Origin of the sequence: Caulobacter vibrioides (assembly GCF_002310375.3) — a bacterium.
Lineage (GTDB): Bacteria > Pseudomonadota > Alphaproteobacteria > Caulobacterales > Caulobacteraceae > Caulobacter > Caulobacter vibrioides_D.
On record NZ_CP023315.3, the window covers coordinates 1,144,116 to 1,167,689 of the forward strand.

Consider the following 23,574-nt stretch of genomic DNA (forward strand, 5'->3'; position numbering starts at 1 on the left):
TTCTGTCCGTGATGAATCGGATGATCAGAATGCGGGCGAGGCGCTTACGATTCCGTTTCCGTCCACAGCGCTTCCACTGCGAATGGTCGCCCGGAGATTGTGCGGGGTTGGAGGTAGGGCCCGCCCCGCGTTAAGGTTTGACGACGGTGATCCTCCCCGCCGCGTAAAAAGTCGACCGGCCTTGGAATTCGAGACGCTTCCAGACCCGATCAGACGCCCTGCCGCTCGTGCGGCCGGGCTGGACCCCGCGCACGCCTGGCGGCTCGGATGGCTGGCGGCTATCTGTTTGGCGGCCGCGGCGGCGCTGTTCACGGCCGACTCCGGCGGCTGGTCCGTTTGGGCCGCGCTCGGCGCTGGCGCGTTCCCGGCCTTGGCGTCTCTGGTTTTCACGCGCGAGGACGAGCGCACCGAGGCTCTGCTTCTGGTGCTGTGGGCCGTGGGCGGCTCGCTGGCAGCCGTGCTGACCGGCGGCGTCGGCGGAGCCATGGCCGCCTGGTGTCTCGCGCCGGTGGCGGCCGCCTCCACCTTGGCTCAGCCCAAGCGTTTGGCTGAGGGCGCGGCCCTGGCCCTGATCGGCGCCTGTGTCGCGGCTCTGACCCAGCTTTCAGGTCTCGCGCCTGCGGCGCCGACGGGGCCTCTGGCCTTTGTGCTGGGCTTCCTGGCGCTGGTGACGACGGGCCTTGGTCTGGCCGCCGGCCTCCTGATCGGCCGGCGTCGCCAGGGCGCGCGCGACGGTCGCTACGCCAGCGAGATCATCGGTCTGGAGACCTTGCTCGACGGCCTGCCGCACTTGGCCATCGCTGTCCGTGGGCAGGGACAGGTGACCGCCGTGCGCGGCGCGCCGCCCCCCGGCGTCACGCGCGCCGACCTCGTCAATCGCGGCCTGACCGGCGCTGCGGCGCCCGGCGACCGACAGCGCCTGACCGCCGCCATCGCCCAGGCGCACCGCGAGGGCTCGGCCAGCCTGACCTTCAATCCCGCGCTTGGCGTCGAGCGCGTGGTGGCTCTGGACATGCACCGCGTCGCGCCAAACCAGCTGGTTGGCGTGCTCCGCGACATCACGGTGGAGCGTAATCGCGAACATGCGCTCGATCAGGCGCGCGTCGACGCCGAGGCGCTCGCCGCCGGCCGCGCGCGATTCCTGGCCAATATGAGCCACGAGCTGCGCACGCCCTTGAATGCGATCATGGGCTTTTCCGACATCATGCGGGCGCGGATGTTTGGTCCCTTGAGCGACCGCTACGCCGAGTACGCCGAACTGATCCACGAGAGCGGCGGGCACCTGCTGGACCTGATCAACGACGTGCTCGACATGTCCAAGATCGAGGCCGAGCGGTTCGAGCTTCAGCGCGGCGTGTTCGACGCGCGCGAAGCGGTGCAGGCGGCGATGCGGCTGCTCCGCGTTCAATCCGACACCGCTGGCGTGCAACTGCGCGGTGTCCTGCCGCCCAGCGAGCTGGAGGTCGACGCCGATCGCCGGGCGCTGAAGCAGATCGTCCTGAACCTCGTCTCCAACGCGCTGAAGTTCACGCCGCGCGGCGGGCAGGTGACCGTCACGGCGCACGGCTATGACGGCGTGCTCGAGATCGTGGTCGCCGACACGGGCGTTGGGATCAGTCCCGAAGACCTGGAGCGTCTGGGACGTCCTTACGAGCAGGCCGGCGGCGCCGAACAGCGCGCGCGGGGCACGGGCCTTGGCCTGTCGCTGGTGCGGGCGTTCGCCAAGCTGCACGGCGGTGAGATGATGATCGAAAGCCGGCTTGGCGCGGGGACGACCGTGTCGGTGCGGCTTCCGGTGCTGCTGGCGCCGATGGTCGCCGCAACGACGCCGGTCGAAGCGACGGAGTCCCCGTCAGAGCCGGCGCCGCCGGTCGAGACCCCGCCGTCGGCCAGCTTCGGCGACAACGTCATCGCTTTCTCGCCGCGCTGAAGCGTTCTTAGCGCCTTAGCGCAGGAAGGCTCGTCCGGCGGCGAAGTCTCCGACCTCGATATAGGCTTTGCGCGTGGTTTCCTCGCCGCGTCCGGCGAAGGCGAACTCCACCGTGACCGCCTCACGCGGATCAAGCTGCGACATCGCCTCGGCGACGGCGTCCGGGAAGCGGAAGGCCAGCCCGGTCTTGGCGCCCGTGGGCAGCAGGGTGAGCGGAGCCTCCTCGCGCCGCTCGGCCGTAAAGACCAGGCTGGCGTTGCGCGGCGGAATCTTGCCCGAAAGGTTCTTGCCAGACCGCGCGTCGAGATACGGGCCGAGTGTGCGCTTGGTGTCGCGCAGGATGATCCGCGCCACATAGGGGCGTTGGCCATTCTCGAAGGTTGAGACGGCCAGCACGGCCTTGGCACGGCCCGCCAGGCCAAACACCAGGCGATCGGCGCCGAAGCTCGAGGGCTGCGACAGGCGCCAGACCGGAATGGTGGCCGACACCGACCGCTCGGCCTTCCAGGACGAGACATCGCCCGGATAGGTCATGCTCAGCAGCTGGGAGTAGCCCTCGAAAGCCTTCTTCACCCGGGCGGCGGCGACGCTCAGGTCCTTGGAGTCGCACGCGGCGCTGGCGGCCTTGCCCCGGGCGCGTTGCTCCAGCGCGGCGACCTGAAGTTCGGTGGCGCCCGAGCGCAGCGTGGCCCCGCGGGCCTGGGCGCGCGCGGCGTCCAGCGCGGACGAGATGGTCGGCGGGAACAGCCGGCAACGGCCGTCGGCCGCCGTCATCAGGGTCCGCTCATAGAGCTGATCGCCGGCATTGGCGGCCATCAGAGCGCCGGGGCAGGCCGACGCCGAAAGGCCGATCGCCAGGGCGATCCCGCGTCGGACGCGACCTTTGTGGTGCTCTGCGAACGTCATTGGCCTATGGGAATGATGAAACTTGAAGGACGGGTTCTAGACGCGCCCGGGTTGCGGTTCGGTTAGCGATGCTTCTTTCGACGGATATCTGGGTCGCGGCGCTGATCCGCCGCGCCGAACTGGGCGGGGCCTTCGCCACCGTCGGCCGCAAGGGCGACGCGCGGGCCGGGGCGGTGCTGGTCAAGGTGGTCGACCGTCGCGAGGGGACCGCGCGCCTGTTCAGCGAGGCCACGCGCGGGGATGGCGAGCGCTTCTGGATGCAGCCCGTCCGCTCGACCTTCGAGCCGGATCTCGACGCCTACGCCGAGCGCGCCGCGCGCATCGATCCGGATGTCTGGGTGGTGGAGATCGAGGATCGCGATGGCCGCCATTTTCTGACCGAGCCGGTGGAAACCTGACCCCCGGACCGCCCGGGGAGAGGCGGTTTCGCGACCGCGTTAACCGTGCTCCTAAACCGGAGCGAAAGCGTGGATCGGGTAGGGTGAACGCGTTCCAGATTTCACCCAATGGTCCTCGAGTTCCGCGCCATGCTTTTCCTCATGAACGATGTGATCTTGAGCTTGGATCCGGCTGAGCTGACGCCGCCGGTGACGCGCGACCGCTTCGCCAAGCTCTCGCTGAGCTACGTCGCGGAGCTGGGCAAGGAGCTGTTTTCGGAAGAGCCCTTGTTGCACCACAAGGACCGTGAACGGGCCGAGCGCCTGGCCGCTCTGATTATGATCAAGGCCCCGGAGATCAATGCGGCGCTGTTCATCGCGCCAGGCCGCGGTTGCCGCGTCGCCGACGTGCAGGTGCGGTACGTCCAGCTGGGGGTAGAGGTCATGGCCACCTTGCTGGAGCGGCAAAACAGCGGCGCGCTGACCAACATCGAGGCCGACCGTCAGGTCTGGCGTCGTCTGGCCGCCTAAGGGCGCGGATCGGGTCTCGCCCTGTGAGGGGTGTCCGCCCGTTCAGATCGGACGAAGCGCTCTAGACGAACGTCATCATCCAGCTGAGCACCAGCGCCGAGGCCGCCAGGCCCGCGAGGGTCAGGCTGAAGCACAGCGCGCTGCCGACGGGATGTTGGCGGGTGGGACTATCGCGATGGTCAAGCAGGGCCATAATTCGATTTCCTCCAAACGTCCGGCGATCTGACGCCGCCGGTGCGTATGAAGTGAAGCATGACTCCAAACCCATTGTTCGAATAGAGGTGTTTTTGACGCGGCGTCGCTCGCGAGGGCGGGCTGAGGGCTTGCCAGGGCGCGTAGGTCTCGCCTAGCCTCAATTCGGGGTTGTGGTTCGGGGCTTTGTAACGTCAATGTTTTCTCGCGCGATGCTGGGCGTAGTCTTGAGCTTGGCGATGCTGGGCGGCGCCAGCGCCGCGCGCGCCGAATGGCGCAAGGCCGAGAGCGCCAACTTTGTGGTCTATAGCGACGGCGGCGAGGACGGGCTGCGGGCGTTCACGGCCAAGCTTGAGGATTTCGACGCGCTGCTGCGCCTGTTCCACGGTCGGGCCGCCGACCAGGACGACATGGCGCGGAAGCTGGATGTCTATCTGGTGCGGAGCGCCGATCAGCTGCAGCGCGTTTTTCCCGACGCGGCGGCGGCGGCGGGCGCCTACACCGCTGGGGCCAATGACATCTTCGCGGTCGCCGTTCGCAAGTCCACCGGCCTCGCCGACGACGCCGTGCTGCATGAGTACGTCCATCACTTCATGCTGCAGCACTATCCGGGCGCCTATCCCGCCTGGCTGGTCGAGGGGTACGCCGAGTACTTCATGACCGCCGACATCCAGGACAAGAAGATCCTGGTCGGGGCGCCCAACGGGGCGCGGGTCTCCAACCTCTTGAACGGCTCCTGGGTCTCGGCGCGCGATCTCCTGACCAAGCGTCCCCGCGCGCTCACCGAGCGTCAGGGCGCCATGTACTACGGCCAGTCCTGGCTTTTGACCCACTACATGCTGTCGGATCCCGAGCGGAAGAAGCAGCTGTCGGCCTTTGTCGCGGCGACGGCGCGCGGCGAGGACCCGCTGACGGCCTGGCCGAAGACGACGGGCGTCGCGGTGGATGATCTGGAACGGTTGATGCGCGGCTATCTGCGCAGCGCCATCCCCAACAAGACGCTGGTCCGCGACAAGCAGCCGGACTTCCCGATGGTGGTGACGATCCTCCCAGCGTCGGCCGGTGACCTCATGCTCGAAAACCAGATGGCCAAGCGCGGGCCGCCCAAGGAGCTTGGTGAGAGGCTGTTGAAGACGGTGCGCGCCGACGCCGCCCGGTATCCGGGGGACCGCCTAGCCACCCTGACCCTGGCGCGTGTCGAAGCCGACTATGGCGACCGCGCCGCAGCCGACACGATGTTGGCCGACTGGATCGCCAAGCACCCCGACGACGCCGAGGCCTTGCGACTGGCGGGGGAAAGCCGTCTCAACGCGGCCAAGGCGCTGAAGGACAAGCCGGCGGACGCCCAGGCGTTGATCGCCGAGGCGGCTAAGTTCTTTGGCCGCGCCAACAAGGCCCAGCCCGACGCCTATCAGACGCTTTATGGCTTTGCGAAGACGCGCGTTAACGAGCCGGGCTATCCCAGCGCCAACACCCTGAACGTTCTCGAACTGACGTCGCAACTGGCGCCCCAGGTCTCCGAGATCCGTTTGGCCACGGGAGAGGCGCTGGTCGCGCGCGGCCGCTATGCTGACGCCGTGCGCATGCTGGAGCCCGTCGCCAACAGTCCCCACGGCGGCAAGGCTGCGGAAACAGCGGCCGCTCTTTTGAAGACCGTTTTGGAGAAGATGGCCGCCACGCCAGGCTAGTCAGGTTTTGGCTATAGCTGACGCAAATGCAGGCCATGTCACGGTCGATTGAGTGGCTCGAGATCATCGTCCAGCCTGTCGTCTTTACGCTGATGATCGCTGAATTATTCTCGATAAGCGGGTAATTCATTTCATTTCAATTTGAAGGGTGGCGGAAAGCTTCACGGAACCAACATGGATGCGTCGCCGCACTGACAAGGGCGGTCGCTACCCCCGGCGAACCTAACACCAAGGATTCGTCATGAAGCTTCTGTCCACCGCCGCTTGGAGCGTGCTCGCCCTGGCTCTCGCCAGCCAAGCTCAAGCCCAACAGACGCCCGCCCAGACGGTCGTGACCGAAGTCGAGACGGTGGTGGTTACCGGCACGCGCCGCGTTGATCGCACGGCCTTCGAGTCGGCCGCGCCGATCGATGTGGTCAGCCAGGAGTCGCTGAAGGCCATCGCCTCCGACGAGATCATGAACAAGCTGGCGGCGACGACGCCGTCGTTCAACGTCCAGCGTCTGCCGGCGGCCGATGGCCAGGCCTTCGTGCGCCCGGCTACGCTGCGCGGCCTCTCGCCTGACCAGACCCTGGTTCTGGTCAACGGCAAGCGTCGCCACCGCTCGGCTGTCCTGGGCGGTCGCGGTCAGCAGGGCGTGGACCTGGCCTCGATCGGGACCAGCGGTCTGGAGCGTATCGAAGTGCTGCGCGACGGCGCCTCGGCCCAATACGGCTCGGACGCCATCGCCGGGGTGATCAACATCATCCTGTCCAACAAGACCGGTTTCGAGGGCTACGGCCAATACGGTCGTTACTATGCGGGCGACGGCGACAAGACCGAGATCGGCGCGCGCTATGGCTTCGCGCTCGGTCAGGGCGGCAGCCTGGTCGCTGCGCTCGACTACGCCAAGGCCGAGGCCACCTCGCGCACCCGTCAGCGCCCGGACGCGATCGCCTTCCAGGCCGCCAATCCGAACATCAAGGTGCCCAACCCCGTTCAGCGCTGGGGCCAGCCGGACCGCGAAGTGTGGCGTGGCTCGCTGAACATGGTCCTGCCGATCAATGACGCGATCGAGGCCTACGGTTTCGCGACCTACAGCGACATGACCGGCGTCACCGACTTCAACTGGCGTAACCCGTCGACCGACACTTCGTATCGCACGTCGACGGTGTTTCCGGGCTGGTCGCTGAGCCAGCTCTATCCGGCGGGCTTCTCGCCGAAGTTCGGCCAGGATGAGACCAACCGCTCGGTGAACGGCGGCCTGCGCGGCGACGCCATGGGCTGGTCGTGGGACCTGTCGGCCGGCTGGGGTCAGGACCGGGTCGACTACGTCCTGAGCAACAGCATCAACGCCTCGTTCGGTCCGCAGTCGCCGACGCGCTTCGACGACGGTGCGCTGATCCAGAAGGAAACCACCCTGAACCTGGACGCCTCGCGTCCGCTGGCCTGGTCGTTCCTGGCCAAGCCGGCCAACCTCGCGCTGGGCCTGGAAGCCCGCGAGGAGACCTATGAGATCAAGGCCGGGGACCGCTTCTCGTGGGACGTGGGTCCCGGTGCGGCGGCGGGCCTGCCCAGCGGCTCGAACGGCTTCCCCGGTTACGCCCCCAGCCAGGCCGGCGCGTGGGACCAGACCAGCTATGCGGGCTATGTCGACCTGGAGCTGCCGCTGACCGATCGGTTCGATGTGAACCTGGCGATCCGCCACGAGGACTTCTCGGAATTCGGCCAGACCACCGACGGCAAGCTCGCCGCGCGCTTTGAGGTCACGCCCAACTTCGCCCTGCGCGGCGCGGTCTCGACCGGCTTCCGCGCCCCGACAGCGGGCCAGATCAACAATACGCGCACCTCGCAGGGTCTGAACACCACCACCCTGCAGCTCTTCACCTCGGGGCGGCTGTCGCCGGTCAATCCGATCGCCGTCGCCTTGGGCGGCAAGCCGCTGGAGCCCGAAGAATCGCAGAACCTGTCGCTGGGCGCGGTGTTCCGTCAGGGCGGCTTCACCGCCTCGGTCGACTACTACCGCATCGAGGTCGACAACCGCTTCGCCGTGTCGCCGAACTTCACGGTGACGCCGACTCTGCGCGCTCAGCTGGTGGCCGCCGGCGTGCCCGGCGCCGACAGCCTGACGACCGTCAGCTACTTCACCAATTCGTTCGACACCCGCACCCAGGGCGTCGACGTGGTCGGCGCCTGGCGCGGGGCCCTGTGGGGCGGCCGGGCCGGTCTGACCGCCGCCTGGAACTGGAACGACACCACGGTCACGCGCTCCAAGCTGACCGAGGTCTCGCGTCTGGCCAAGGTCAACCTGGAAGACGGCCTGCCGCAGAACGCCGCTAACGTGTCGTTCGACTATGCGCGCGGGATGTTCAGCGGCCTGATCCGGGCCCGCTGGTCGGGCGAGTGGACCGACGCCCAGGCCAATGGCGCGGCTGATCTGATCCAGACCTTCGCGGGTAAGACCCTGATCGATCTGTCGGTCAGCGCCCAGGTCACGCCCGCCATCAAGCTGACGGTCGGGGCCGAGAACCTGTTCGACACCTATCCGGACGAAGCGACGTTCCAGGCCTCGCGCGGTCTGATCTATTCGCGCAACGCCCCCTACGACACCGACGGCGGCCTCTGGTACGCGCGCCTGGCGGCGAAGTTCTAAGCTCCGCGACCGCAAAGGTTGTGCGCCTGGGCGCGATCGTGTCAGATCGCGCCCAGGGTCGAGCAAGAGAGTGCGTAATGCTTGCAGGGGTGTCGCGGCGAGGTGTGCTTCTAGGCGTCGCAGCGCCGCTGCTTGCTGGAGCAAGGCCAGCCTTGGCGCAGTCGGGCGGCTCCTGGCTGCGGGTCACGACACCGTCCTTCGATATCCACGCCCGGGTCGACGCCAAGACGCTGCTGCGCCTGGCCCGCGAGGTCGAGGATTTCGATCGGCTCCTGCGAACCTTGCATGATGTGAGCGGTCAGGCGCCCGCGCGGCCGTTGCCGCTCTACATCACGCCCAGCGAGTCGGACGTGCGCCGCGTGCGCCCCAATGGACCCCGCGTCACAGGCTTTTACAGCGCAGGCGTCGGGGATGTGTTCGCGGTCCTGAGCATAGACGGCGGCGAGGATCGCGGTCGCCAGGTGCTGTTCCACGAATACACCCATCACTTCATGCTGCGAAACGCGCCGGTGGCCTATCCGGCGTGGCTGGTCGAAGGCTATGCGGACTATTTCGCGCCGACCCGATTTACGCCCGACGCGGTTGAGGTGGGGGTCACGAGCCATCGGATCGCGTGGCTGCGGGGCGCGGTGTGGTCGCCCTTCCAGGATATTCTTGGCCGCCGAGCGCTGACGGGCAAGCAAGAGGATATAGCCGCCTTCTACGCCCAATCATGGCTGCTGACCCACTACATGATGTCGGACCCGGCGCGCCTCGCGCGGCTGGCCCGCTACGCCAGCGCCGTGGCCGCCGGCGGCGACCCTGTAGCGTTGATGCCCGAAGCCGCCGGGGCGCCGTTGGCCGAGCTGGAGCGTGTCCTTAAGAAGTACATGCAGGCCCTGCCGGGCCGGCGCCTGCCGCGTCCGGCCAACGCCGCGACCCTCGATCTGAAGGTCACCCGTCTGCCGCCCTCCGCCGATGCGCTGATCCTTGAGAACCAGCGGCTCAAGATGGGCGTGCCGGCGTCCGAACGCGCGGGGTTGCTGGCGCAGGTCCGCGAACGCGCGGCGCGCTTTCCGGGTGATCGCCTCGCCGAGCTGACCCTGGCGCGCGCGGAGAATGACTATGGCGACCGCACCAAGGCCCAGGCCCTCTTGCGCGGCCGGATCGCCGCCGATCCCACCGACGTCGAGGCGCTGCAGATCCTGGGCTGGTCGTGCATGCTGCAGGCGAGGGCCCAGCCCGCCGCTGCGGCGCGCTGGCTGGACGAGGCGCGCGAGCACCTGGCCGCCGCCTTCAAGCTCGATCCCGACAACCCGCTGGTGCTTTACGACTACGCCCTGACCCGGCGCAGGGAGCCGTCGTATCCCAGCGACAACATCCTCAACGTCCTGCTGAAGGCGCAGGCGATCGCGCCCCAGGTCTCGGCGTTCCGGCTGGGGGCGGTCGACGGCCTGGTGCGGCGCGACCGGTTCGACGAGGCCGCCGTCCTCCTGCAGCCGCTGCTCAACAATCCGCATGCCAGCCCCGAGCAGGTCCAGGCCTGGCGCCAGCAGTTCGATGACGTCGTCGCGCGTCGCAAACCGGCCGCGACGTCCGGCGGAGGTGACAAGGACGCTTCGGACGGGTAGGTCCCCGCCCATGAGCACTTCCCCCGCCGCTGAAGCCGCCCGTCGGCGCACCTTCGCCATCATCAGCCACCCCGACGCCGGCAAGACGACCCTGACGGAGAACATCCTGCTGGCCGGCGGGGCGATCCGGGCGGCCGGCGCCGTGCGTGCGCGCGGCGAGAACCGTCGTACGCGGTCGGACTGGATGAAGATCGAGCGCGAGCGCGGCATCTCGGTCAGCGCCTCGGTGATGACGTTCGATCACGACGGCAAGATGTTCAACCTCTTGGACACGCCGGGCCACGAGGACTTCTCGGAAGACACCTACCGCACTCTGACGGCCGCCGACGCGGCGATCATGGTGCTGGACGCCGCCAAGGGCATCGAGCCCCAGACCCTGAAGCTGTTCGAGGTTTGCCGCCTGCGCGACATCCCGATCATCACCTTCATCAACAAGATGGACCGCGAGGCCCAGGACCCGATCGAGCTGCTGGACGAGATCGCCGCCAAGCTGGCGCTGGATCCCGCGCCGCTGTTCTGGCCGGCGGGCTCTGGCGGTCGCTTCAAGGGCATGCTGGACATGCGCGAGGGGATGTTCATTCCCTACGCCAAGCGGACCGGCGGCGCAGCCGATGACGAGGGCCACCCAGAGCCCGTCGCCTTCGCCGGCAACTCGATCAACCAGTTCCTGGAAGACGCCGAAAAGGCCGAGCTGGAAGAGCAGGCCGAACTGGTCGGCGGCGGCTATCCGACGTTCGAGGTCCAGTCTTTCCTGGAAGGCCATATGACGCCGGTGTTCTTCGGCTCGGCCCTGCGCCATTTCGGCGTCAAACAGCTCTTGGCCGGCATCGGCGCCTACGCGCCGTCGCCCAAGGCCATGAAGGCCGAGAAGAACGGCGAAGCCGCCAGCGTCGAGCCGGGCGACAAGGAAGTCTCGGGCTTCGTCTTCAAGGTCCAGGCGAACATGGACCCCAATCACCGCGACCGCATCGCCATGCTGCGCCTGACCAGCGGCCGCTTCACGCGCGGCATGAAGCTGAAGGCCCAGAACACCGGCAAGGCCATGAGCGTCAACGCGCCGATCATGTTCTTCGCCTCCGACCGCGAGCTGGCGGAAGACGCCTTCGCCGGCGACGTGATCGGCATTCCCAACCACGGCGTGCTGCGGGTGGGCGACAGCCTGTCCGAGAGCGGGACACTGCGCTTCGCCGGCCTGCCCAACTTCGCCCCGGAAATCCTGCGCCGCGTGCGCGTGAAGGATCCGCTGAAGGCCAAGCACCTGAAGAAGGCGCTGGAGGGCCTGGCCGAAGAGGGCGTCACCCAGCTGTTCCGTCCGATGATCGGCAGCGACTTCATCGTCGGCGCCGTCGGTCAGCTGCAGTTCGAGGTCATGGCCGACCGGCTGTCCAACGAGTACCAGCTGGACGTGATCTTCGAGAACAGCCCGTTCGCCGAGGCCCGCTGGCTGGTGGGCGAGCGCGCCGCCGTCGAGGACTTCGTCGACAAGCACAAGTCGGCCATGGGCCAGGACATCGACGAAGCGCCGGTGTTCCTGGGCAAGAGCGCCTGGGAGATCGGCTATGTCGCCGACAAGTACCCCAAGGTGCGGTTCGAGCGGACCAAGGAACGGGCGTAGGGCCGCCTAGACCTCCAGCGCCTCGCGTACGGCGGGCTGGCGCGCGCGGCTGACGGGCAGGGGCGCGCCCTCGCTCAGATGCAGCCGCCAGCGATCGCCGTCGCGCTCCAGCCGTTGCACGTGGGCCAGGTTGGCGATCACTGAGCGGTGGACGCGCATGAAGTTGGCGGGCAGCTGGCTGGACAGACCGTCCAGGCGCGCAGCGTGCAGCAGGCTGCGGCCGCCGACCAGCCGCAGCTCGACATAGTCGTCGGCGCCCACCACGGCGAGAATGTCCTGGATCGGCGCCAGCTCGACGCCGCGCGCCGAGGCCACGGTCAGGCGGTCAGGGCGGCTGACGGCCTCCGTCAGGGCGGCCTCGCGACCACGGTCCTCGCGGCCCAGCCGCACCACCTCGACCATCAGCAGCGGCAGCACCAGGCTGGCGGCGAGCAGGAAAAACGAGAAGTCGGCCAGCCATTGCGGGAAGCCCAGGGCGACGGCGAGGAACAGGGCCAGATAGGCCAGGGTCGGCCGGGCGCCGGGAACTTTTCGGCGCACGCCCGCCACAGCCGGGGGAACGGCCAGAGCGACGCCCAGGATCAGCGCCCAGACGGTCTTGCCGTCGAAGCCCGGCAGCAGAACCGTGGCGCCGACCACCCCCAGAGCCAGGCCGACCATCAGGCCGCGCGCCCGGGGCAGAAACCGGGTGCTCACATAGGCGACCAGGAGGATCGCAAAGGCGGCCGCCAGAGCCCAGATGGCGCTCATCCGCCACGCGTGCAGCGGATAGGGATAGTTGAACAGCGGCCGCAGGCTCTCGACGATGGCCTGCAGGGCCGCGACCACGGCCATGCCGGCCAGCACCAGGCTGGACCCCGTCCGTCTGAGGGCATGGATGACGCCGAATCCGAACGCCGCCGCCAGCAGGGCGCCCGCCGCGCCGAAGGTCACCGCCAGCAGGGCCGTCCGCTGGGGATAGGGGAACGGCAGCACCGCGATGGCGCTCATCGGACCCGCGAAGCGCAGACCGCCATGGAACGAAGACAGGCGCAGCACCAGGGTGTTGGCGCCGGGGCGCCAGGCGGTCTCGCGGATCGGAAAGGTCGCCTCGTACCGCCCTGGGGTCTCATCCCGCGCCGACGGAGCGGGGGCGCCATTGGCGCCCAGCCGTTCGCCGTTGAGCCAGACTTCAGACGAGGCGACGCCCGCCACGTAGAGGGCGCGGGCCCGCGTGTCGCTAGGCGCGGCGATCGTCGCTCGGATCCAGAGCTCACGACCCTGGGGATCGACGATATCGCCGATCGGACGGCAGTCGCTGAGCACAGGGCTGGTGGGGCCGACGGCTCCGCGACAGGCCTCCCAGGTCATGGTCTGCGCGCGCGCATGGAACGGCAGGCTCGCCAGAATGATGATGAGAAACAGGATGCGCCACATGGCGTCACCTTAGAGCGCCGTTCGCCGAGACGCGCCACCGTTCGCCGATGACGGGGCGCCATTGACCGAAACGGCGTGGCGAACAGCGCTTTGAGCGTCTCTGCTGTGGCCATGACCCAAGCCTCTCTCCATCGCCGCGCCCTGCTCGCCGCCGCCGGCCTCGTCCTTCCTGGTCTGGCCCTGGCCCAGACCGTCGCGTCGACGCCCCCTTTGCCGCCTCCGGCAGGACCCTTCCGCTTCAAGGGCTGGAAGGGTCTGGAGACCGACGCCGAACGCGGCTTCTTCGAGGTCCCGGAGGATCGCCGCGATCCCAAGTCCCGGAAGATCCGGCTTAGCTATGTGCGGTTCGCCTCGACGGCGGCCAAGCCGGGACCGCCGATCGTCTATCTGGCCGGCGGGCCGGGCGGCACGGCGACGCGCGCCCTGGCCGGCCCCCGCTTTCCGATCATGATGGCCCTGCGCGACGTGGCCGATGTCATCGCCTTCGACCAGCGTGGCACGGGCCTGTCCAACCACATCCCCGAGCGGCCGCTCTCGTCGCGGCCCTTGCCGGACCTCACGGAGGCGGGTCTGACCGCCTATTTCCGCGAGGACTTCAAGAGCGCCTGGGCCGACTGGACCAAGGCCGGCGTAGCCATGACCGGCTACAACACCGAACAGAACGCCGACGACATCGACGATCTGCGCCGTCACCTCGGGGCGGAAAAGGTGTCTCTGTGGGGCATCAGCTACGGCACCCACCTGGCGCTGACCATGCTCAAGCGGCATGGCGACCGGGTCAGCCGCGTGGCCCTGGCCAGCCTTGAGGGACTGGACCAGACGGTGAAGCGCCCGGCGGCGGTCGACGCGCTTCTGCAGCATGTGGACGGCCTGCTGGCCGCCGATCCCGCCGTGCGCGCGGCGATCCCCGACCTGCCGGCCCTGATGCGGCGGGTGCACACCAAGATGGAGGCGGCGCCGGTCAAGATGCCCGCCACGCTGAACGGCGCGCCGGTCGAGCTGAAGATCGGCGGCTTCGCCATCCAGCTGATGACCGGCGGCCTGATCGCCAATCCGCAGACCCTGGTCATGTTGCCGGGACTGTATCTGGCGCTCGACGCCGGCCGCTACGAGGTGCTGGCCCCGTTCATGGGCGAGTTCGCCAACATTCCCGGCATCGCCGGCATGCCCGAGGCCACGGATCTGGCGTCGGGGATCTCGCCGGGGCGCCTCGCCCTGGTGCGACGCGAGGCCAAGACCGCCGTGCTGGGCGAGGCGCTGAACTTCCCGATGCCGCAACTGCTGGGCGTGGTTCCAGAGGCCGACCTGGGCGAGGCCTTCCGAGCGTCGTTCCGCATCGACCATCCGGCCCTGCTGATCGCCGGCACGCTGGACGGCCGCACCCCGGTGTCCGAGCAGGACGAGGTGGCGGCCCAGTTCACGCGCAAGGCCCGCGTGACCGTCGACAACGCCGGCCACAACGTCTTTGAGGCCCATCCGGACGTGCAGGGCTTGCTGGTGCGGTTCTTCCGCGGCGAGGCCGTGGTCGACACCCGCCTGAGCCTGCCGCCGCCGACGTTCAAGTTGGGCTGATCGGGAAAGGCAGCGCCTCAGATCCCGGGGTTATGCTGGCCCTGGAGCCAAGGCGCTGAAAAGCGGCCGTTCGGATTGGTCTGTTGGGGGCAATCCTCCCCCTAGCGGGGGAGGTGTCGGCGAAGCCGACGGAGGGGGAAGAGGCCGGCTCGGCAGTACTTCCCCCGCCGGCCTTCGGCCTCCTCCCCTTTGGGGGAGGATTTTCGAACTGTCCGCTATGGGGCGCTAGCAGTCTCCACCACTGCTCCAGAAACCCGACCTTCCCGGCGAACGCCGGGATCCAGATCGAACCCACAGGCGTATATCCGTTCAACCCGGAGCGATGTCGCATCACCCCCAACCGCTCCGGATGAATCTGGGCCCCGGCATTCGCCGGGGAGGTCGGGGTTCTACCGCAATGCGTCCTTCGAGGCTCGCCTATGGCTCGCACCTCTGGATGAGGAACACTGTTGCTGAACCCCTCATCCTGAGGTGCGCGCGCCTGAGCGCGCCTCGAAGGACGCATGGAGACGGACATCCGCCAAGGCCACGCCAGCAATCCGACCGCGCCCCCGGGGCGAACGGCGCCTACAGCGCCGCGTAACCGTCGAGCTGCGCCAGCTGAACGTGACCGGCCTCCGCGAGGGGCGGGCCGTCCATCACCGCCTTGAAGGCCACCTTGAACGCCGCCATCTCCTCGGGCGTGCCGACCGAGACGCGCACGGCGTTGGGCCAGATCGGCCAGGTGCGGCCGATCATGACGTTCCTGGCCTTCATCGCCGCCATCACCGCGCGGCCGTTGCGGCCGGTGTCGATCATGAAGCAGTTGGTCTGCGGATCGCCGATGACCTTGTAGCCGCCCGCCTTCAGCCAGGCGATCGTGTCGCGCCGGGTGTCGCCGATGATCTTGCGGCGCTCGGGGATCAGGTTCGGGTCCTCCAGCGAGGCGCGGGCGGCGGCCGAACCGGTGATCGGCATGGCGTTCTGGCCGAACGGCTTGAGCTTGGCCAACAGGTCCGGACGGCCCGCCGCGAAGCCGCAGCGGATGCCGGCCATGCCGTAGATCTTCGAGAAGGTCCGCAGCACGATCAGGTCCTTGCCCTGGGCGACCAGGTCCAGGGTGTCGGGCTCGTCGGTCAGGTGGATATAGGCCTCGTCGACCAGCAGGATCGACCCCGCCGGCTTGTTCTCCAGCGCCCAGACAATGTCCTGCTTGGTCGTGAGCGTGCCGGTCGGGTTGTTGGGGTTGCAGATATAGATGACGCCCGCCTGAGCGTCGGCGGCGACCATCGCCTTGACGTCGTGGGCGAAGGCGCTGGTCAGGGGCGTCTTGATGATCTTGGCCTGGCTGGTCCGGGCCGCGAACATGCCCGCCTCATAGGACGGATCGGCGGTGACGAAGCTCTTGGTCGGCGAGGTGAAGGCCAGGACGCTGTAGTGCAGGGGCTCGGACGAGCCGGCGTAGACCGCGATGAACTCCGGCTTCAGGCCGCTCTGCGCCGCGATGGTCTTGGTCAGGCGTTCGGTTTCGCCGGTGATGTCATAGCGTCCGCCCAGCGGCGCCACGCGCGCGATCGCCTCGCAGGCCGCCTTGCTGGGGCCCAGCGGGTTTTCGTTAGCGTTGATCAGCACCATGCTGGAGGGCGGCGCGGTGGGACCCTGGCCGTGGAGCGCCATGCCCGACGGCGGGGCGGGTGTCTGGGCCGCGTGCGCGAGGCTGGCCTCGGTCATGATCGGAGCCGCCGTGGCCAGGAAGGCGGCGCTGCGCAGGAAGGCGCGGCGCCCCAGCGCGGGATTGTCCGACGTTTCGTTGACCATGGTCTTTTCCCCCTTCAATCGAGGGGCCTAGGACGCGCCGATGCGTGGGGGCGTGCAAGGGTCAGGCGGGCGGGAAAATGCGCGGCGCCCAAGGTGAGGGCAGGCGCGGGCTCGCCTTGGCCGTCCCGGCGCGAAATGCGGGCGGCCGACACGGCGGGGGAAGCGATCTCGGGCCTGTTCGTCGGGCCTGGAGGGTTCCTCGAAACCCGACAGCGCGGCTAGCCGGGGAACTTCAACAGGTTCGGCTTGGGGATGGCGGCCTTGAAGCTGCCGCGCGACTTGGCGGTGTCCAGCCCGAACTCGGCCCAGGCCGACAGGAAGCCGTTGCTCGCCTGGCTCGGCGACGACGGGACCAGATCCAGAGCAGGGCGCGAGGCGACGGCGGCGCGGGCGGCGGCCCAGGCGTCCGGCTCCGCCGTGGCGTAGGCGCCGTCCGCAGCGACCAACTGGCCCGCGAGGTCCGAGTCGAGGAACCGCAGGGTCACGGCCGTTTCCGGCGGCAGGTCGGTGAGGCTTTCCAGCGCTTCGGTCAGGGCCAAGAGGCTCATCTTGGCGGCGCTGGTGCGTCGCTCGCCGCCGGCGGCGCCCTTGATCGCCGCAGCGCCCGTCTCGCCGTCCATCTTCCGGACATAGGCCCATCCGCCATAGCCCGGGTCGGGGCGGCAGAGGCTGGCGATCCAAACAGTGACGGCGGCCATGTCGGGCTCCGGAATCGACGGTTCTGAGCGCCTTCTAGCCTGCTTTGGGCCCCTGAGGGGAGGGCGGGCGCGAACGAAAGGTAAACCCAGGCTTAAAACTTAGGGTTAACGTCATTTTCAGTTCGGTGAACAAAGTTCTAAGATCTGAAGCGGCGAGGCCCGTGCCGCCGTATTCGCCAAAGCAAGAAATGTGCCAATTCAATACGCTATCAACCATAATGGTTGAAATCTAAGCGGTAGTGTAAAAACAAAGAAAATATTTATGGTTAACGCGCCGTAAACACTTCTTAACCACTTGTTAAAATCCGCTGGCTCCGGTTTTGCTGCTCAGGCGTTGAACCTGCTCCGGGCTGTCCCGGGGTGGGACGATCCGTAAGCGGAGTGCGCGTGGCGATGTTCGAGTTCGGACGAGATCTGAAGCGGTTGTTCGGCGTTGACGCCGAGGGCGGTTTCAAGGGGGCGTGGCGCGAAGGGCTGACCGGCGGGGACACGTCCTTGCTGGAACTGCTGGATGTGCGGCTCCTGGCCAATGAAGCGCGATCGGCCGACGTCGTCGCCGGACGCATCGGCGCCAAGGATCGTGGGGCGCGGCTGCTGGAAGCCGCCGTCGTCTGGCGCGAACTGGCCCGCAGAACCGGCGACGCCGCCGCGCTGCGCAAGGGCGCCGCCCAGGCCGAGGCCGCCGCCAAGCTTTTTGAATCCGAGCGCCGGCACGACGCCCTGTCCGCCGCCCGCTGCGAGCAGGCCGTGCTGGCGGTGCTGGGCGCGGACCTCTTCGGCGACGAGGGATTGGTCGCTGCGGCGTCGGCGACACTGGCCCGCACCCCCGCTCACCAACGGACCGCCCAGTGCGGCGCGCTGGCCGCCGGCCTGGAAGGGCGCGTGGCGCTCTCGGAAAACAACCTTGATCGCGCCATGGCCGCGATCCGAGCCTTCGAGGCGCCGCTGCGGGCGCTGGCCGCCGTCAAGCGCGCCAAGGGCGGCGCCGCGCGTCTGCTGGTGGCCGACCAGCGCGCCGCGCGGATCGAACTGATCCTGTCTTGCGCCGACCGCCTGAAGGATCGCGCCCTGGCCGAGCAGGCTGCGGCGGAAGCCAAGACCGCTGCGGCCGCCCTGGATCCCGATTTCGAACCCCTGGCCTGGGCGCGCCTGCAAGGTCTTCGCGGCTCGGCCTTGATCCAGCTGGGCGAGCTGGATGGCGAGATCTCGCGCATCGCCGAGGGCGTCGAGGCGCTGACTGAAGCGGTCGAGGCGGTTCCCGCCGATCACAGCCCGATGGACTGGGCGCGCGCCCAGGCCTTGCTGGGCGCTGCGCTGCAGGCGATGGGCGAGGCCTCGACCAGCGAGCGCGCCTTCGAACAGGCGGTGATGGCCTACGACCGGGCGACCCAGACCCTGAAGGCGCAGCCGGCCCTGGCCCTGCGCGCGGTGGTCGCCAACAATCGCGCGCTGTGCCTGGCGCGATGCGCCGAATTGACCGCCGATCTGGCGGTGCTGGACGCGGCCGAACTGGCCTTCAAGGCCGAACTCGCGGCCGCGCCGGGCGCGCGCGATCCGGCCAGTTGGGCCGTCGCGCAAATGAATCTGGCCCGCCTCTATGAGGCCCGGGTGGAGATCACCGGCCGTGATGACGGTCGTCTGGCCCGGGCCGGCGCGGCTCTGGCCTGCGCCTTCGACGTCTTCTCGGAGCTTGGGCTTCGGTCGCTGACCGACCTGGCGGCACAGGGCCTGCAACGTCTCAAGCAGGCCCAGGCCGTCTGATCCGAAACGTAACATCAGGCGGCGAAAGGCCCGCCGATAAAAAGACCAGTACAGGGATGAACACGTGATCGCTTCGCTCGCTCTCGCCGCCGCCATCGCCGCCGCCGCCGCCGCCGCCCCTCAGGCCCAGGCCCAGACGGACCTGCTGAAGCCCGTGTCGGAGCCGCGCATCGCCGTCGCCGTACTGAACTGCCTGGTGAAGAACGATGGCTACCTGACGGCCTGCACCGTGCAGGACGAGAGCCCGAACGATCTGGGCGTCGGCCAGGCCGCGCTGTCGATGGTCTCGCAGGTCCAGGTCGACCTCTTGGGTCCGGACGGCAAGAGCCGCGCGGGCTCGTACATTCAGGTGCCGGTGCGCATCCGCATCCGCTAAACGCGCCTTTCGGCGGCCGGGACACAGCGTCGCGGCCGTCGGCCAAGGGCTTTTGAGGGCTAACCCCTAACGCCCTGTTAACCATATTTCGCTCATCTTGGAGCCTCGATTCCAGGCGGCCTGTTCGGCCGATTCCCACGAGGCTTTTGATGACGGGCGCCGAGGTTCTTGATGTCGGCCGGGACGCGATCTGGCTGACGCTTCAGCTCTGCGCGCCGGTGCTGATCGTCGGCCTGATCGTCGGTGTCGCCATCGGTCTGTTCCAGGCCCTGACCCAGATCCAGGAAGCCACCCTCGTCTACGCTCCGAAGATCGTGGCGATCTTCATCTCGCTGCTGATCTTCTTGCCGCTGATGGGCTCGCTGATGAGCGGCTTCATGCGCCAGATCGCCGCCCGCATCGCCGGCATGTAGGGAGGCGAGGGGCCTTGAACGCTTTCGCCACGGCCTTTCAGGTCTATGTCGCCGCTCTCGTGTTCGCACGGGTGGGCGCCATGGTCATGACCATGCCGGGCATCGGCGATCCGGCGATTCCCGCCCGCATTCGCCTGTCGTTCGCCCTGCTGATGGCGCTGATCCTGGCGCCGCTGGTCCAGAACACGGTCGGACCGATCCCCAGCACCCTGGGCGGACTGGGCGGCGCGGTGATCCACGAGGTCCTGATCGGCCTGATGATTGGTTCGGTGCTGCGCCTCTTCATGACCTCGCTGACGACGGCCGGCGAAATCATCTCGATGCAGACCACGCTGTCGTTCGCCCAGAGCACCAATCCGTCGATGGAAGGGTCGAGCACGGCGGTGGCGACCTTCCTGTCGATGCTGGGCCTGACCTTGGTGATGGCCACGGACCTGCATCACCTGTTCATCGCCGCCATCGTCAAGTCGTACACGATCTTCCCGTTCACCCGGGCCGTGCCGGTGAACGACGCGGCCGCCCTGGCGGTGCAGACGGTCGCGCAGTCGTTCACCCTGGGCGTGCAGCTGGCCGCGCCGGTGATCGTGTTCTCTCTGGTTTTCAACCTCGCCACCGGCCTGGTGGGGCGGGTCATGCCGGCCTTCCAGATCTTCTTCGTGGCCTCGCCGCTCAGCGTGATCCTGGGCCTGTCTCTGCTGGCGCTGTCGCTGGGCGGCATCGCCATGGTCTGGACCGACCGCTACCGCGAACTCTTGGACATCTTCGTCTAGGGGGCGCGCATGGCGGAAGACTCAGATCCAGAATCGAAAACAGAAGAACCCTCAGCCAAGAAGCTGTCGGACGCCCGCGCCAAGGGCGATGTCGTCAAGTCGGCCGACATCCCGCAGCTGGCCTCGCTGGCCGGGGCGGTGTCGGTGATCCTGCTGGCGGGAGGCTGGCTGACCCGCGATCTGATGGCGGCCCTGACGCCGTTCATCGCTCACGCCGGCACGATCGACCTGACCAGCGGCGGGGCCATGGTGGTGCTGAAGCAGGCCCTGATGGCCGCGCTACCGCCGTTGGTTCTGGTCATGGTGGTCACAGGCTTCGCCGGCGCGGCGGCCCACATCGCCCAGAGCGGCTTGCTGTTTACGCCCGACAAGATCAAGCCGGACTTCCAGAAGCTGGACCTGATCAAGGGCATGGGTCGCATCTTCGGCCCGGACGGCCTCGTTCAGTTTCTGAAGTCGGCGGTGAAGTTCCTGGTCACCGGCGTGATCGCCTATTTCGTGCTCAAGCCGCACGTCGGCGAGGTCCGCAATCTGGTCGGCATGGACCCGGCGGCGATGATCCCCGAGGCGATGAAGCTGTCGCGGAACCTGCTGCTCGCCGTGATCCTGCTGCTCGTGGCCACTTCGGCCTTCGACTACTTCTGGCAGCGGATGCGGTTCATGAAGCGCATGCGCATGACCCTTCAGGAGGTCAAGGACGAGTTCAAGCAGTCCGACGGTGATCCGCACATCAAGGGCAAGCGCCGCCAGATCCAGATGCAGCGCTCGCGTCAGCGGATGATGCAGGCCGTGCCCAAGGCCACCGTCGTGGTCATGAACCCGACCCACTACGCCGTGGCGCTGAAATACGAGCAGGGCGAGACGCCCGCGCCGCTGTGCGTGGCCAAGGGCGTGGACGACCTGGCCTTGAAGATCCGCGCCGTCGCCGAGGAGCACGGCGTGCCGGTTCTGGAAGATCCGCCCCTCGCGCGCGCGCTGTACGCCAGCGTCGAAGTGGATGAGGAGATCCCCGTCGAGCACTTCGAAGCGGTCGCCAAGGTGATCAGCTTCATCCTGAACGGAAAGAAGCCCCAGCCCCGCGCGCGTCCTCTCTAAGCCACATTCTGCGGAAAACTGACCTAGCCTCCAGAAAAGGCTATTGTTTCTCCGATTGCGGGTGAGTCGCGAGCTCGCCGTAAGAAAGGTACAACCTAGCCGATGGCCGACACTCAGCTCCAGGACAAGGTTTCGACCGGCGCGCCGCGCCGGCGGTTTGATCCATGGCTGGTCGGCGCGGCTGTGTTTTTCGTGGCCGCCGCAGCCCTGTCGGCGGCGCCGGCGCTGAAGGCCGGACCGACCACCTTGGCCGGCCTGCTGCTTCTGTTGGGCGTTGCGGGCGTCGCGGTGCTGGGGCTCGTGGCCATTCGAGGCTCGGCGCTTTCCGGCGGTGACGCCGATCAGGCCGAAGGCTTCATCGAGGCGCTGGGCGAGCCGGCGGCCTTGGCCGCCGCCGACGGGCGCGTCCTGGCCGCCAATGCGCCGTGGCGCGAGGTGATGGGCGAGCAGCGCCGACTGCCCAAGGGCGTGGCCGGCTCAAGCCTGTTCGCGGCCCTGGTCCAGGCCCGCAAGGGCGAGATGGCCGACGGCGTGTTGAGCGCCGGCGGGATCGACTACACGGCCAAGGTTTCCCGGCTGGCGGGCGGCCGGCTGCTGATCCGGCTGCTGCCGATCATCGTCGCCGAGCCAGTCGTCGAAGACGCCTCGCCTGCGCCGGTCGCCGAGCGCGCCGCCCCGCCGCCCAGCTCGCTGGACGCCTTCGCCGGCGCCTCGCCGTTCGGCGCGGCCCTGCTGGAGGGCCTGGAGCCGTTCACCTCGCGGGTGCTCGAAACCAATCCGGCGCTGACCACGATGACCGGCGCCAAGGCCGGCGTGCTGTTCGGCGATCTGATCGACGCCGGCTCGCGGGCCGAGGCCGAGACGCGCCTGAACGAAGGCCGCGCGGGTCCCTACGAGGTGCGGCTGGCCCGCGACCCCGCCCGTATCGCGCATCTCTATCTCTACCGCGCCGAAGGCCGTCTGGTGGCCTACATGATCGACGTGTCGGAGCAGAAGCAGATCGAGCTGCAACTGGCCCAGGCTCAGAAGATGCAGGCCATCGGTCAGCTGGCCGGCGGCGTCGCGCACGACTTCAACAACCTGCTGACCGCCATCCAGCTGCGCTTGGACGAGCTCTTGCATCGCCACCCCGTCGGCGACCCGTCGTACGAAGGCTTGAACGAGATCCGCCAGACTGGCGTGCGGGCGGCTGACCTTGTTCGCAAGCTGCTGGCCTTCTCGCGCAAGCAGACCGTCCAGCGCGAGGTGCTGGATCTGGGCGAGCTGATCAGCGAGTTCGAGGTGCTGCTGCGCCGCCTGCTGCGCGAAGATGTCAAGCTGATCACCGACTATGGCCGCGACCTGCCGCAGGTGCGCGCCGATAAGAGCCAGCTCGAGACGGCGGTGATGAACCTGGCCGTCAACGCCCGCGACGCCGTGCGCGCGGCCAAGGGCGGCGGCGTCGTGCGGATCCGCACCGCGCGCCTGACCCGCGACGAAGCGATCCAGCTGGGTTTCCCCGCCGCCGACGGCGACACCGCCTTCATCGAGGTCAGCGACGATGGTCCGGGCATTCCGCCGGACGTCATGGGCAAGATCTTCGATCCGTTCTTCACCACCAAGCCGGTGGGCGAGGGGACGGGCCTGGGCCTGGCCACCGTCTATGGCATCGTCAAGCAGAGCGACGGCTGGATCCACGTCCACAGCCGTCCGAACGAAGGCGCGGCCTTCCGCATCTTCCTGCCGGTCTATGAAGCGCCCGCCGGCGCGGTCGCCGTCCAGGCCGTCGCAGAGCCCGCCAAGCCGCGCGCCGCCCGTGACCTGTCGGGCGCCGGCCGTATCCTGTTCGTCGAGGACGAGGACGCCGTGCGCAGCGTCGCCGCCCGCCTGCTGCGCGCCCGCGGCTATGAGGTGCTTGAGGCGGCCGACGGCGAAGAGGCCCTGATCATCGCCGAGGAAAACGCCGGCACGATCGACCTCTTGATCAGCGACGTGATCATGCCGGGCATCGACGGTCCGACCTTGCTGAAGAAGGCGCGCGGCTATCTTGGAACCGCGCCGGTGATGTTCATATCGGGCTATGCCGAGGCCGAGTTCAGCGACCTGTTGGAAGGCGAAACGGGCGTGACCTTCCTGCCCAAGCCGATCGACATCAAGACCCTGGCCGAGCGCGTCAAGCAGCAGCTGCAGGCGGCTTAAGGCTCTGCGTCCTTCGA

At 68.2% G+C, this 23,574-nt stretch carries 19 protein-coding genes; 14 read left to right on the forward strand and 5 right to left on the reverse strand.

Annotation, left to right across the window (positions count from 1 at the left end; translation table 11 throughout):
- Positions 1 to 181: 181 nt before the first annotated feature.
- Positions 182 to 1,930 carry a cell cycle sensor histidine kinase DivJ gene (divJ, locus tag CA606_RS05310; protein WP_096052074.1) on the forward strand — a complete coding sequence of 583 codons (1,749 nt, stop codon included), beginning with the start codon at positions 182 to 184 and terminating at the stop codon, positions 1,928 to 1,930.
- A gap of 15 nt (positions 1,931 to 1,945) precedes the next feature.
- Here the strand turns inward: divJ and CA606_RS05315 are convergent, their stop codons facing one another.
- Positions 1,946 to 2,836 (reverse strand): hypothetical protein, encoded by an 891-nt coding sequence (locus CA606_RS05315; RefSeq protein ID WP_096052073.1) that lies wholly within the window; start codon positions 2,834 to 2,836, stop codon positions 1,946 to 1,948.
- Between the two features lie 68 nt (positions 2,837 to 2,904).
- On the opposite strand from CA606_RS05315, the gene CA606_RS05320 reads away from it, so the two are divergent.
- The gene (locus CA606_RS05320; RefSeq protein ID WP_096052072.1) at positions 2,905 to 3,234 is read left to right on the forward strand and encodes a DUF1491 family protein; all 330 of its coding nucleotides are present in this window, start codon (positions 2,905 to 2,907) and stop codon (positions 3,232 to 3,234) included.
- Between the two features lie 129 nt (positions 3,235 to 3,363).
- Positions 3,364 to 3,744 carry a hypothetical protein gene (locus CA606_RS05325; RefSeq protein ID WP_096053861.1) on the forward strand — a complete coding sequence of 127 codons (381 nt, stop codon included), beginning with the start codon at positions 3,364 to 3,366 and terminating at the stop codon, positions 3,742 to 3,744.
- A gap of 61 nt (positions 3,745 to 3,805) precedes the next feature.
- Here CA606_RS05325 and CA606_RS19945 read toward each other — a convergent pair whose 3' ends face one another.
- A complete protein-coding gene (locus CA606_RS19945) occupies positions 3,806 to 3,937 on the reverse strand; it encodes a hypothetical protein (protein WP_233282183.1) in 132 nt (43 codons plus the stop codon).
- A gap of 196 nt (positions 3,938 to 4,133) precedes the next feature.
- Here CA606_RS19945 and CA606_RS05330 point away from each other — a divergent pair, with 196 nt between their 5' ends.
- From CA606_RS05330 to CA606_RS05345, 4 genes are all read left to right on the forward strand, one after another.
- Entirely contained in the window at positions 4,134 to 5,624 is a 1,491-nt protein-coding gene (locus CA606_RS05330) for a hypothetical protein (RefSeq protein WP_423752942.1), read from the forward strand.
- A 241-nt stretch (positions 5,625 to 5,865) separates the two neighbouring features.
- Positions 5,866 to 8,256, forward strand: coding sequence for a TonB-dependent receptor (locus CA606_RS05335; RefSeq protein WP_096052070.1), 2,391 nt, complete (start codon positions 5,866 to 5,868; stop codon positions 8,254 to 8,256).
- Positions 8,257 to 8,333: 77 nt separating this feature from the next.
- The gene (locus CA606_RS05340) at positions 8,334 to 9,866 is read left to right on the forward strand and encodes a hypothetical protein (RefSeq protein WP_096052069.1); all 1,533 of its coding nucleotides are present in this window, start codon (positions 8,334 to 8,336) and stop codon (positions 9,864 to 9,866) included.
- A 10-nt stretch (positions 9,867 to 9,876) separates the two neighbouring features.
- A complete protein-coding gene (locus tag CA606_RS05345; protein WP_096052068.1) occupies positions 9,877 to 11,481 on the forward strand; it encodes a peptide chain release factor 3 in 1,605 nt (534 codons plus the stop codon).
- Positions 11,482 to 11,487: 6 nt separating this feature from the next.
- Here CA606_RS05345 and CA606_RS05350 read toward each other — a convergent pair whose 3' ends face one another.
- Positions 11,488 to 12,897 carry a LytR/AlgR family response regulator transcription factor gene (locus tag CA606_RS05350; protein WP_096052067.1) on the reverse strand — a complete coding sequence of 470 codons (1,410 nt, stop codon included), beginning with the start codon at positions 12,895 to 12,897 and terminating at the stop codon, positions 11,488 to 11,490.
- Positions 12,898 to 13,008: 111 nt separating this feature from the next.
- On the opposite strand from CA606_RS05350, the gene CA606_RS05355 reads away from it, so the two are divergent.
- Positions 13,009 to 14,469, forward strand: coding sequence for an alpha/beta hydrolase (locus tag CA606_RS05355; RefSeq protein ID WP_096052066.1), 1,461 nt, complete (start codon positions 13,009 to 13,011; stop codon positions 14,467 to 14,469).
- A 567-nt stretch (positions 14,470 to 15,036) separates the two neighbouring features.
- Here CA606_RS05355 and CA606_RS05365 read toward each other — a convergent pair.
- Positions 15,037 to 16,266: a pyridoxal phosphate-dependent aminotransferase gene (locus CA606_RS05365; protein WP_096052065.1), complete on the reverse strand. Its 1,230-nt coding sequence runs from the start codon at positions 16,264 to 16,266 to the stop codon at positions 15,037 to 15,039.
- 218 nt (positions 16,267 to 16,484) lie between these two features.
- Complete coding sequence (locus tag CA606_RS05370) at positions 16,485 to 16,964, reverse strand: ribonuclease H (RefSeq protein ID WP_096052064.1); 480 nt, start codon at positions 16,962 to 16,964, stop codon at positions 16,485 to 16,487.
- 381 nt (positions 16,965 to 17,345) lie between these two features.
- Between CA606_RS05370 and CA606_RS05375 the strand changes: the two genes are divergently transcribed.
- The 6 genes from CA606_RS05375 (at position 17,346) to cckA (ending at position 23,557) form a co-directional block, all read left to right on the forward strand.
- Entirely contained in the window at positions 17,346 to 18,725 is a 1,380-nt protein-coding gene (locus CA606_RS05375) for a hypothetical protein (protein WP_096052063.1), read from the forward strand.
- A gap of 64 nt (positions 18,726 to 18,789) precedes the next feature.
- A complete protein-coding gene (locus tag CA606_RS05380; protein ID WP_096052062.1) occupies positions 18,790 to 19,101 on the forward strand; it encodes a hypothetical protein in 312 nt (103 codons plus the stop codon).
- A 146-nt stretch (positions 19,102 to 19,247) separates the two neighbouring features.
- On the forward strand, positions 19,248 to 19,514 hold the full coding sequence (gene fliQ, locus CA606_RS05385) for a flagellar biosynthesis protein FliQ (protein WP_181242795.1): 267 nt from the start codon (positions 19,248 to 19,250) through the stop codon (positions 19,512 to 19,514).
- Positions 19,515 to 19,528: 14 nt separating this feature from the next.
- Positions 19,529 to 20,284 carry a flagellar biosynthetic protein FliR gene (fliR, locus tag CA606_RS05390; protein WP_096052060.1) on the forward strand — a complete coding sequence of 252 codons (756 nt, stop codon included), beginning with the start codon at positions 19,529 to 19,531 and terminating at the stop codon, positions 20,282 to 20,284.
- A gap of 9 nt (positions 20,285 to 20,293) precedes the next feature.
- Positions 20,294 to 21,379 (forward strand): flagellar biosynthesis protein FlhB, encoded by a 1,086-nt coding sequence (gene flhB, locus CA606_RS05395; RefSeq protein WP_096052059.1) that lies wholly within the window; start codon positions 20,294 to 20,296, stop codon positions 21,377 to 21,379.
- Between the two features lie 102 nt (positions 21,380 to 21,481).
- Positions 21,482 to 23,557, forward strand: a complete 2,076-nt coding sequence (cckA, locus tag CA606_RS05400) for a cell cycle histidine kinase CckA (RefSeq protein ID WP_096052058.1) — start codon at positions 21,482 to 21,484, stop codon at positions 23,555 to 23,557.
- Positions 23,558 to 23,574: the final 17 nt, after the last annotated feature.